Annotated in this window: 1 tRNA gene and 1 rRNA gene; both read right to left on the reverse strand. The window is 51.3% G+C overall.

The features are described from left to right. Positions 1–250: 250 nt before the first annotated feature. Positions 251–326, reverse strand: a tRNA-Glu gene (locus RTW80_RS25910). Positions 327–411: 85 nt separating this feature from the next. Continuing rightward, positions 412–1,029, reverse strand: a 16S ribosomal RNA gene (locus RTW80_RS25915); the annotation flags it as partial.

The raw sequence follows: 1,029 nt of genomic DNA on the forward strand, positions 1-1,029 counted from the left end.
GTCCTTCATCGCCTCTGACTGCCAGGGCATCCACCGTGTACGCTTAGTCGCTTAACCTCACAACCCGAAGATGTTTCTTTCGATTCATCATCGTGTTGCGAAAATTTGAGAGACTCACGAACAACTCTCGTTGTTCAGTGTTTCAATTTTCAGCTTGATCCAGATTTTTAAAGAGCAAATATCTCAAACATCACCCGAAGATGAGTTTTGAGATATTAAGGTCGGCGACTTTCACTCACAAACCAGCAAGTGGCGTCCCCTAGGGGATTCGAACCCCTGTTACCGCCGTGAAAGGGCGGTGTCCTGGGCCTCTAGACGAAGGGGACGTATCAGTCTGCTTCGCAAGACGCCTTGCTTTTCACTTTCTATCAGACAATCTGTGTGAGCACTACAAAGAACAGTTCTTTAAGGTAAGGAGGTGATCCAACCGCAGGTTCCCCTACGGTTACCTTGTTACGACTTCACCCCAGTCATGAATCACAAAGTGGTAAGCGCCCTCCCGAAGGTTAAGCTACCTACTTCTTTTGCAACCCACTCCCATGGTGTGACGGGCGGTGTGTACAAGGCCCGGGAACGTATTCACCGTGGCATTCTGATCCACGATTACTAGCGATTCCGACTTCATGGAGTCGAGTTGCAGACTCCAATCCGGACTACGACGCACTTTATGAGGTCCGCTTGCTCTCGCGAGGTCGCTTCTCTTTGTATGCGCCATTGTAGCACGTGTGTAGCCCTGGTCGTAAGGGCCATGATGACTTGACGTCATCCCCACCTTCCTCCAGTTTATCACTGGCAGTCTCCTTTGAGTTCCCGGCCGGACCGCTGGCAACAAAGGATAAGGGTTGCGCTCGTTGCGGGACTTAACCCAACATTTCACAACACGAGCTGACGACAGCCATGCAGCACCTGTCTCACAGTTCCCGAAGGCACCAATCCATCTCTGGAAAGTTCTGTGGATGTCAAGACCAGGTAAGGTTCTTCGCGTTGCATCGAATTAAACCACATGCTCCACCGCTTGTGCGGGCCCCC

Source organism: Escherichia sp. AM3 (assembly GCF_032029835.1).
In the GTDB taxonomy this organism is placed as follows: Bacteria; Pseudomonadota; Gammaproteobacteria; order Enterobacterales; family Enterobacteriaceae; genus Escherichia; species Escherichia coli.